This window comes from Pseudomonas sp. A-1, assembly GCF_004801855.1.
Taxonomy (GTDB): Bacteria; Pseudomonadota; Gammaproteobacteria; order Pseudomonadales; family Pseudomonadaceae; genus Geopseudomonas.
In genome coordinates, this window is the sequence record NZ_SSTC01000129.1 from 1 (window position 1) to 7,918 (window position 7,918).

General features: G+C 68.0%; 9 protein-coding genes. 5 read left to right on the forward strand and 4 right to left on the reverse strand.

The annotated features are described in order from the left end of the window. Positions 1-183: hypothetical protein (locus E5198_RS21840; protein WP_218569077.1), on the forward strand; the 183-nt coding region annotated here is incomplete at its 5' end. An 89-nt stretch (positions 184-272) separates the two neighbouring features. Here the strand turns inward: E5198_RS21840 and tyrS are convergent. Further along, positions 273-1,472, reverse strand: coding sequence for a tyrosine--tRNA ligase (gene tyrS, locus E5198_RS19395; protein WP_136491576.1), 1,200 nt, complete (start codon positions 1,470-1,472; stop codon positions 273-275). Between the two features lie 177 nt (positions 1,473-1,649). Here tyrS and E5198_RS19400 point away from each other — a divergent pair, with 177 nt between their 5' ends. Together E5198_RS19400 and E5198_RS19405 are read left to right on the forward strand one after the other, a co-directional pair. Then, entirely contained in the window at positions 1,650-3,023 is a 1,374-nt protein-coding gene (locus tag E5198_RS19400; RefSeq protein ID WP_136491577.1) for a peptidoglycan DD-metalloendopeptidase family protein, read from the forward strand. A gap of 3 nt (positions 3,024-3,026) precedes the next feature. Next, positions 3,027-4,115 carry an anhydro-N-acetylmuramic acid kinase gene (locus tag E5198_RS19405; protein WP_136491578.1) on the forward strand — a complete coding sequence of 363 codons (1,089 nt, stop codon included), beginning with the start codon at positions 3,027-3,029 and terminating at the stop codon, positions 4,113-4,115. A 54-nt stretch (positions 4,116-4,169) separates the two neighbouring features. Here E5198_RS19405 and erpA read toward each other — a convergent pair whose 3' ends face one another. The 3 genes from erpA to argC all read right to left on the reverse strand — a co-directional run bounded on the left by erpA (position 4,170) and on the right by argC (position 6,415). Continuing rightward, positions 4,170-4,520, reverse strand: coding sequence for an iron-sulfur cluster insertion protein ErpA (gene erpA / locus E5198_RS19410; protein WP_136491579.1), 351 nt, complete (start codon positions 4,518-4,520; stop codon positions 4,170-4,172). 147 nt (positions 4,521-4,667) lie between these two features. Further along, positions 4,668-5,345 (reverse strand): DUF6776 family protein, encoded by a 678-nt coding sequence (locus E5198_RS19415; RefSeq protein ID WP_136491580.1) that lies wholly within the window; start codon positions 5,343-5,345, stop codon positions 4,668-4,670. A gap of 35 nt (positions 5,346-5,380) precedes the next feature. Next, entirely contained in the window at positions 5,381-6,415 is a 1,035-nt protein-coding gene (argC, locus tag E5198_RS19420) for an N-acetyl-gamma-glutamyl-phosphate reductase (protein ID WP_136491581.1), read from the reverse strand. Between the two features lie 138 nt (positions 6,416-6,553). Here argC and hemJ point away from each other — a divergent pair, with 138 nt between their 5' ends. After that, positions 6,554-6,982, forward strand: coding sequence for a protoporphyrinogen oxidase HemJ (gene hemJ / locus E5198_RS19425; RefSeq protein WP_136491582.1), 429 nt, complete (start codon positions 6,554-6,556; stop codon positions 6,980-6,982). 74 nt (positions 6,983-7,056) lie between these two features. Continuing rightward, positions 7,057-7,845, forward strand: a complete 789-nt coding sequence (locus tag E5198_RS19430) for an SDR family oxidoreductase (RefSeq protein WP_136491583.1) — start codon at positions 7,057-7,059, stop codon at positions 7,843-7,845. Positions 7,846-7,918 lie beyond the last annotated feature (73 nt).

Consider the following 7,918-nt stretch of genomic DNA (forward strand, 5'->3'; position numbering starts at 1 on the left):
GAATCAACCGCTTGCGCTTCAGCGAAGAACTCGACCACCGAAGCGAGGGAGATGAATCATACAGCAACCAGAGCCGCCGTCAACACCTCCGAACAACCCGCCTTCAACCCGAAGGCCGAAGGCCGAAGACGCAGCAGGGAAACCGCCCTGCACCTCCACCATCAACCCGACTCAAGCACTTGATTTACAAGGCTTTTCGATCAGCTTGCCGCTGGAAGTGGGGCGCATTATAGAGACATCGGCGGCGACGTCAACGACTTTTTTGCCCGAATTCACTCGGAGCGCAGCGTGACCCGCGCATAGGCCTTCTTGCCTGCCTGACACACGTAGCTATTGCCCGGCACAAAGAGGAAGTCGCGATCCACCACGACGCCGTCCACCCTCACGCTGCCTGCATTGAGCATGTCGCGCGCTGTGGCTGCGTTCTTGGCCAGCCCCGCCCTGTTCAGCAACGTCGCCACCGGCATCGGCTCGGCCGAAACCAGTTCGACTTCCGGCAGATCCTCGGGCAGCTCGCCATCCTTGAGGCGGTTACCCGCGGAGCGATGCGCACTGGCCGCAGCGTCCTCGCCATGGAAGCGCGCCACGATCTCCTCGGCCAGCTTGATCTTGATGTCGCGCGGATTGGCGCCGCGCTCGACATCGCGACGGAATTCGTCGATCTCGCCCATCGGCCGGAAGCTCAGCAGCTCGAAGTAGCGCCACATCAGGGTGTCGGGAATGGACACCAGCTTGCCGTACATGACGCCGGGGGCTTCCTGGATGCCGATGTAGTTGCCCAGCGACTTGGACATCTTCTTCACCCCATCCACGCCCTCAAGCAGCGGCATGGTCAGGATGACCTGCGACTCCTGGCCGTAGGCCCGCTGCAGCTCGCGCCCCATCAGCAGGTTGAACTTCTGGTCAGTGCCGCCCAGCTCGACGTCAGCGCGCAGCGCCACGGAGTCGTAACCCTGCACCAGCGGATAGAGGAACTCATGGATGGCGATCGACTGGTTGCCGGTGTAGCGCTTGTGGAAGTCGTCGCGCTCGAGCATGCGCGCCACGGTGTACTGCGAGGCCAGGCGGATGAAGTCGGCCGGCGACAGCTGATCCATCCAGGTGGAGTTGAAGGCCACCTCGGTCTTCGCCGGATCGAGGATCTTGAACACCTGAGCCTTGTAGGTCTCGGCATTCTCCAGCACCTGCTCGCGAGTCAGCGGCGGGCGAGTGGCATTCTTGCCACTGGGGTCGCCGATCATCCCGGTGAAGTCGCCGATCAGGAAGACCACCTTATGCCCCAGCTCCTGAAACTGGCGCAGCTTGTTGATGAGAACGGTGTGCCCCAGGTGCAGATCCGGCGCGGTCGGATCGAAGCCGGCCTTGATTCGCAGCGGCTGGCCGCGCTGCAGCTTGGCCACCAGTTCCGCCTCGACCAGAATCTCCTCTGCTCCGCGCTTGATCAGCGCCAGCTGCTCTTCGACCGACTTCATGAAGCTGCCCATACCGACATGAAAAAAGGGGCAGCCACGATACAAGATCGGACGGAATTTACAAAGTCCGCCCGACCGCAGCCGGGCAGAGCTCTCAAACCCGACGCGTCACATTGCCTCGAAGATCGTTTGGTTATATTTTAGGCGGTTATTACACCCCAAAGACCCCTACCCACCATGACGGATTCGTCCAGGAACACACCCCCGTACCCGAAGAGCCACCTGCTGGCGGCGAGCGGGATTGCGGCGCTGCTGAGCCTGACCCTGCTGGTGTTTCCCAGCAGCCAGGTAGAAGCCAAGAAGACCCTGCTGCCCCTCGATTTCGAGAACAGCGCCAGCATGCTGGTCGAAGAAAAGGACGCTCCCACCGCCGAACCGGTCACTTCCGCCGATGCCGAAGAGATCGTCCCCAGCCAAGCGGTGGCCAGCGCCCCCGGACCGGAGCAGGCGCGCGAGGTCAAGGTCACCGTCGCCAATGGCGACACCCTGTCCAGCATCTTCGCCAAGGCCGGCCTGCCGGGCGACACCCTGCACGACCTGCTGGGCAGCAGCCGCGAAGCCCGCCAACTGACCCAGATCAAGCCGGGCCAGGTCTTCCACGTCACCCGCGACGAGCAGGGCGGCCTCGAATCCCTGACTTCGCGCCTGAGCCAACTGGAAAGCGTGCATGTCACCCGCACAGCCAAGGGCTTCAGCGTCAAGCGCGAGCTGATCAAGCCGAGCATCCGCCAGGCCTACGCCCATGGCGTGATCGACAGCTCGCTGTTCGCCGCCACCCAGCGCGCCGGCCTCCCGCACCGCCTGGCCATGGACCTGGCGAAGATCTTCGACTATGACATCGACTTCGTCCTCGACCTGCGTGAGGGCGACGAATTCGAGGTGATCTACGAGGAGAAGCAGGTCGAGGGCAAGAAAGTCGGCAGCGGCGACATCCTTGCCGCCCGCTTCACCAACCGCGGCAAGCTGTACACCGCCGTGCGCTACACCGACCGCCAGGGCAAGCGTACCTATTACCGCGCGGATGGCAGCAGCATGCGCAAGGCCTTCATCCGCACCCCGGTCGACTTCGCCCGGATCAGCTCGCGCTTTTCCAACGGTCGCCGCCACCCGGTGCTGAACAAGATCCGTGCCCACAAGGGGGTCGACTACGCCGCTCCCACCGGTACGCCGATCAAGGCCACCGGCGACGGCAAGGTCATTCTCGCCGGCCGCAAGGGCGGCTACGGCAACACCGTGATCATCCAGCACGGCCAGCGCTACCGCACGCTCTACGCGCACATGAACGGCTTCGCCAAGGGCATGCGCAACGGCAGCCAGGTCAGCCAGGGGCAGGTCATCGGCTATGTCGGCACCACCGGGCTGTCCACCGGACCGCACCTGCACTACGAGTTCCAGGTCAACGGCACGCACGTCGACCCGCTGAGCCAGAAGCTGCCGATGGCCGATCCGCTGGCCGGCGCCGAGCGCAAGCGCTTCCTCCAGCAGACCCAGCCCCTGCTGGCCCGCATGGACCAGGAGCGCAACACGCTGCTGGCGCTGAACAGGCAGTAGGCCATGGCGTTCTATATCGGCGTGATGTCCGGCACCAGCCTGGACGGGCTGGACGTCGCCCTGATCGAGCAGGAGCAAACCACCCGCCTGCTTGCCGCCCACTACACGCCCATGCCGGCCGACCTCGGCCGGCAGCTGCTTGAGTTGTGCCGCAGCGGGCCCGACGAGATCGTCCGTGGCGCCCTGGCCGAGCAGCAGTGGGCCGAGCTCGCCGCCCAGGCGATCAGCTTCCTGCTGCTGCAGGAAGGCCTTGACCCTCGGCAGATCCGAGCCATCGGCAGCCACGGCCAGACCGTGCGCCACGAGCCGCAGCGCGGCTTCACCGTGCAGATCGGCAACCCGGCCCTGCTCGCCGAGCTCACCGGCATCAGCGTGGTCGCCGACTTCCGCCGCCGTGACGTCGCCGCAGGCGGCCAGGGAGCGCCGCTGGTACCGGCCTTCCATGCCGCCCTGTTCGGCAGCGAGCGGCCACGCGCCATCCTCAATGTCGGCGGCTTCAGCAACCTGACCCTGCTCGCCCCGCAGCAGCCGGTGCGCGGCTTCGACTGCGGCCCGGGCAACGTGCTGCTGGACGCCTGGATCCAGCGCCAGCACGGCGAGCCCTTCGACCGCGACGGCGCCTGGGCGGCCAGCGGGACGGCGGACCCGGCGCTGCTGCAGCAGCTGCTGGCCGACGACTACTTCAGCCTGCGCGGCCCGAAGAGCACCGGCCGCGAGCGCTTCAACCTCGACTGGCTGCTGGACCAGCTGCAGACGCAGCCGTCAGTGGCAGCGGCCGACGTGCAGGCCACCCTGCTCGAGCTGACCGCGCGCAGCATCGCCGCTGCCCTCAAGGACAGCCTGCCGGACGCGGAGGAACTGCTGGTCTGCGGCGGCGGCGCCCACAACCGGCGCCTGATGCAGCGCCTCGCCGAGCTGTTGCCGACCTGCACCGTGGCCGATACCGACAGCCGGGGGCTGCCGGCCGACTGGATCGAGGCGATGGCCTTCGCCTGGCTGGCGCACTGCTGCCTGGAAGGCATACCGGGCAACTGCCCGGAGGTCACCGGCGCGCGCGGCCGGCGCATCCTCGGCGCCATCTATCCGGCCTGAGGCGCACAAACGAAAACGCCGCGCGAAAGCGCGGCGTCTTGCGCTGCGGCGTCCTCAGATCGAGAACGACTGACCGCAACCGCAGGTGGTGCTGGCGTTGGGGTTCTTGATCACGAAGCGCGAGCCTTCCAGGCCTTCCTGGTAGTCCACCTCGGCGCCCGCCAGATACTGGAAGCTCATCGGGTCGACCACCAGGCTGACGCCGTCGCGCTCGACTACGGTATCGTCCTCGGCCTGCTCCTCGTCGAAGGTGAAGCCGTACTGGAAGCCCGAGCAGCCACCGCCGGTGACGAATACCCGCAGCTTGAGGCGGGGATTGCCCTCCTCCTCGATCAGACTCTTCACCTTGTTGGCCGCCCCCTGAGTGAACTGCAGCGGGGTGGGGGTGAAGGTTTCAATGCTCATGTCCGGAACTCCAGGCGCGTGGCCGTCTTGCAGCACAGTGGCGCGCATTATCGCTCACCGAGCGGAACGGTCAACTATTCTGCCGCGGCCTTGGCCGCAAGCGGTGGGCGCAGCCCAGGCTGCGCATCGGTTTGTCGATCAAGACGCCTACTGCAGCTCGGCCCAGCGGAAACTGCGCTCCAGCGGCAGGCGCTGCCCCTTGACCCGGGCCCGCAGCCGCACTTCGAGCGGCTCGAAGCCTTCGGGCAATACCAGTTCGGCGAACTGCCCGCCCTCGGGAATCGCCTGGAAATGGCGGAAGGCGAACGGCAGCCCCTCGGCGGGCACCGTCTCGGCCAGCGTCGTCAAGGACAGGTTGCGGCTGCGACCGCCCTGGCGACCGCGCAGCTCGACCAGCAGGGTGCCCTCCAGCGGTCGCTCGTCCGGACCGACCCGGCTGAGCAGGATCTGGAAGCGGAAGCGGCGCGGATCGTCGGTACTCTGCAGCTGGAAGGCGCGGATGCGCAAGCCCTCGCGGCGGCTGTCCGGGGCCAGCACCTCCTTGTAGGTGGCCAGCTCCTGCTGCAGCTGGAACACCTGCTCCTCCAGCAGCTTGATGGTCTGCCGGTTCTGCTCGCCGGCCTGGCGAGCCAGCTGTTCCCCGCTCTCCATCACCGCCAGCTGGCGGCGCAACTGCTCCAGCTCGACCGTGCGCAACTGCAGCTGCTCGGCCTGCACGCGGGCCTGCTCGAGACGCACGGCGAGCTGGCGCTGGCTCTGCCAGTGTCCCGCGTAGAACGCCGCCGGCAGCGCCAGCAGCAGCGCGAGGGGCGCCAGGCGCCGCATGGCGGCCCCCGGAGCGCCCCCGCGCCAGGAGTCCATCAGGGCAGCAGCGCCGCGTGCGACAGACCCATCCGCTCGTCGAGGCCGAACAGGATGTTCATGTTCTGCACCGCCTGACCGGAGGCGCCCTTGACCAGGTTGTCGATCACCGACAGCACCACCACCAGGTCGCCGTCCTGCGGCCGGTGCACGGCGATGCGGCAGACGTTGGCGCCGCGCACGCTGCGGGTTTCCGGATGGCTGCCGGCCGGCATCACGTCGACGAACGGCTCGCCGGCGTAGCGCTGCTCGAACAGCGCCTGCAGGTCGACGCTGCGGTCGGCCACGCGCGCGTAGAGGGTGGCATGGATGCCGCGGATCATCGGCGTCAGGTGCGGCACGAAGGTCAGGCCGACCTCGCCGCCGGCAGCGCGGCGCAGGCCCTGGCGGATCTCCGGCAGGTGGCGGTGGCCCTTGACCGAGTAAGCCTTCATGCTCTCGCCGGCCTCGCAGAGCAGCGAGCCGACGCTGGCGCCGCGGCCGGCACCGCTGACCCCGGACTTGCAGTCGGCGATCAGGCTGGAAGCGTCGGCCAGACCGGCTTCCAGCAGCGGGATCAGACCGAGCTGGGTGGCGGTCGGGTAGCAGCCCGGCACGGCGATCAGGCGCGCGCCCTTGATCGCCTCGCGGTTGACCTCGGGCAGGCCGTAGACGGCTTCCGGGAGCAGCGCCGGCGCGCCGTGGGGCTGGCCGTACCACCGGGCCCATTCCTCGGCATCCTGCAGGCGGAAGTCGGCGGACAGGTCGATCACCCGGGTGCCGGTGGCCAGCAGCTCGCCGGCCAGGGCATGGGCGACGCCGTGCGGGGTGGCGAAGAACACCACGTCGCAGGCGCCCAGGCGCGCCACGTCCGGCACGCTGAAGCGCAGCTCGTCGTAGTGACCGCGCAGGTTGGGGTACATGTCGGCGACGCGCACGCCCTCCTCCGAGCGCGAGGTGATCACCTCCACCTGCGCCTGCGGATGCTGGGCCAGCAGACGCAGCAACTCCACACCGGTGTACCCGGTACCCCCAACAATGCCGACCTTGATCATCTCGTGTCCCCGCAGGCCATCTGTGGAAAATATAGTGCGCCATGATAAGGCCGCGGCCCGGCCCGGCCAACCGCGGGATGACGGGGCGCCCGCGCTGCGACTACCATCGGCGCCGATCTCACGCAAAAGGACTCCCGCATGCTCTACCTGTGGCTCAAGGCCCTGCACATCATCGCCGTCGTCTGCTGGTTCGCCGGCCTGTTCTACCTGCCGCGCCTGTTCGTCTACCACGCGATGAGCGAGGACGCGCCGAGCCGCGAGCGCTTCTGCGTGATGGAGCGCAAGCTGTACCGCGGCATCATGACCCCGTCGATCATCGCCACCCTGGTGTTCGGCATCTGGATGCTGGTGCTCAACCCCGGCCTGTTCGCCGGCGGCGGCTGGCTGCACGCCAAGCTGACCCTGGTGGCCCTGCTGATCGGCTACCATCACTGGTGCGGTGCCCTGCTCAAGCGCTTCGCCCGCGGCGAGAACCGCCACGGCCACGTGTTCTACCGCTGGTTCAACGAGGTGCCGGTGCTGTTCCTGCTGGCCATCGTCATCCTGGTGGTGGTCAAGCCGTTCTGAGGCCTGCCAGCGGCGCCCGCTCGGGGGTACACTGCGCGCCCCGCGCCGCCGGCGCCCGGCCATGGAGACCCCGAATGCCCCGTTATGCCCTGATCACTGGCGCGTCCAGCGGCATCGGCCTGGCCCTGGCCGAAGCCCTGGCGCGCCGCGGGCACGCCCTGATCCTGGTCGCCCGCGAGCGCCCGGCGCTGGAAAGCATCGCCTGCGAGCTGAGCCAGCGCTTCGGCGTCGAGGTGATGTTCCGCGTCTGCGACCTGACCGAGCCGCTGCAGCTGTCCGGCCTGCTCTACGAGCTGGAGCAGTGCGACTACCAGATCGAGCTGCTGGTCAACAACGCCGGCGCCGCCTGCGCCGGCAGCTTCCTCGAGCAGGACTGGCAGCGCGAGCGCAAGCTGCTGGAACTCAACGTGTTCGCCCTGTCGCGCCTGTGCCACGCCCTCGGCAACGCCATGGCCCGCCGCGGCGGCGGGCAGATCCTCAACGTCGCCTCGCTGGCCGCGTTCCAGCCGGGTCCCTGGCTGAGCAGCTACTACGCCAGCAAGGCCTTCGTCCTGCACTTCTCCGAGGCCCTCGGCGAGGAGCTGCGCGGGCTCGGCGTGCAGGTCGCAGCGCTGTGCCCCGGCCCGGTGCGCACACCGTTCTGGCGCAACGCGCGCCTGGACATGCGCCCGCTGAAGAACAGCCCCTGGCTGATGAACGCCGAGCAACTGGCCCTGCTGGCCCTGCAGGGACTGGACCGCGGCCAGACGGTGATCGTGCCCGGCTGGCGCAACCGCCTGCTGGCGATCGCCGCCCAGCTCGCCCCGCGGACGCTGGCGCGACGCCTGGCGGCCCGCCTCAACCGGCGCCTGCTGCCGCACTAGGTGTGTAGTCCCGGGATGAGGTGGTGCGGGTCAAGCTTGAAACAGTCCGGTGTTCGAGTCCAGGCATCACAGA

Bases quoted from the DNA above. Each gene is read 5' to 3' on its own strand.
- argC (WP_136491581.1), bottom strand. From the start codon at position 6,415: ATGATCAAGGTCGGCATTGTTGGGGGTACCGGGTACACCGGTGTGGAG.
- E5198_RS19415 (WP_136491580.1), bottom strand. From the start codon at position 5,345: ATGCGGCGCCTGGCGCCCCTCGCGCTGCTGCTGGCGCTGCCGGCGGCG.
- tyrS (WP_136491576.1), bottom strand. From the start codon at position 1,472: ATGAAGTCGGTCGAAGAGCAGCTGGCGCTGATCAAGCGCGGAGCAGAG.
- E5198_RS19405 (WP_136491578.1), top strand. From the start codon at position 3,027: ATGGCGTTCTATATCGGCGTGATGTCCGGCACCAGCCTGGACGGGCTG.
- hemJ (WP_136491582.1), top strand. From the start codon at position 6,554: ATGCTCTACCTGTGGCTCAAGGCCCTGCACATCATCGCCGTCGTCTGC.
- E5198_RS19400 (WP_136491577.1), top strand. From the start codon at position 1,650: ATGACGGATTCGTCCAGGAACACACCCCCGTACCCGAAGAGCCACCTG.
- E5198_RS19430 (WP_136491583.1), top strand. From the start codon at position 7,057: ATGCCCCGTTATGCCCTGATCACTGGCGCGTCCAGCGGCATCGGCCTG.
- erpA (WP_136491579.1), bottom strand. From the start codon at position 4,520: ATGAGCATTGAAACCTTCACCCCCACCCCGCTGCAGTTCACTCAGGGG.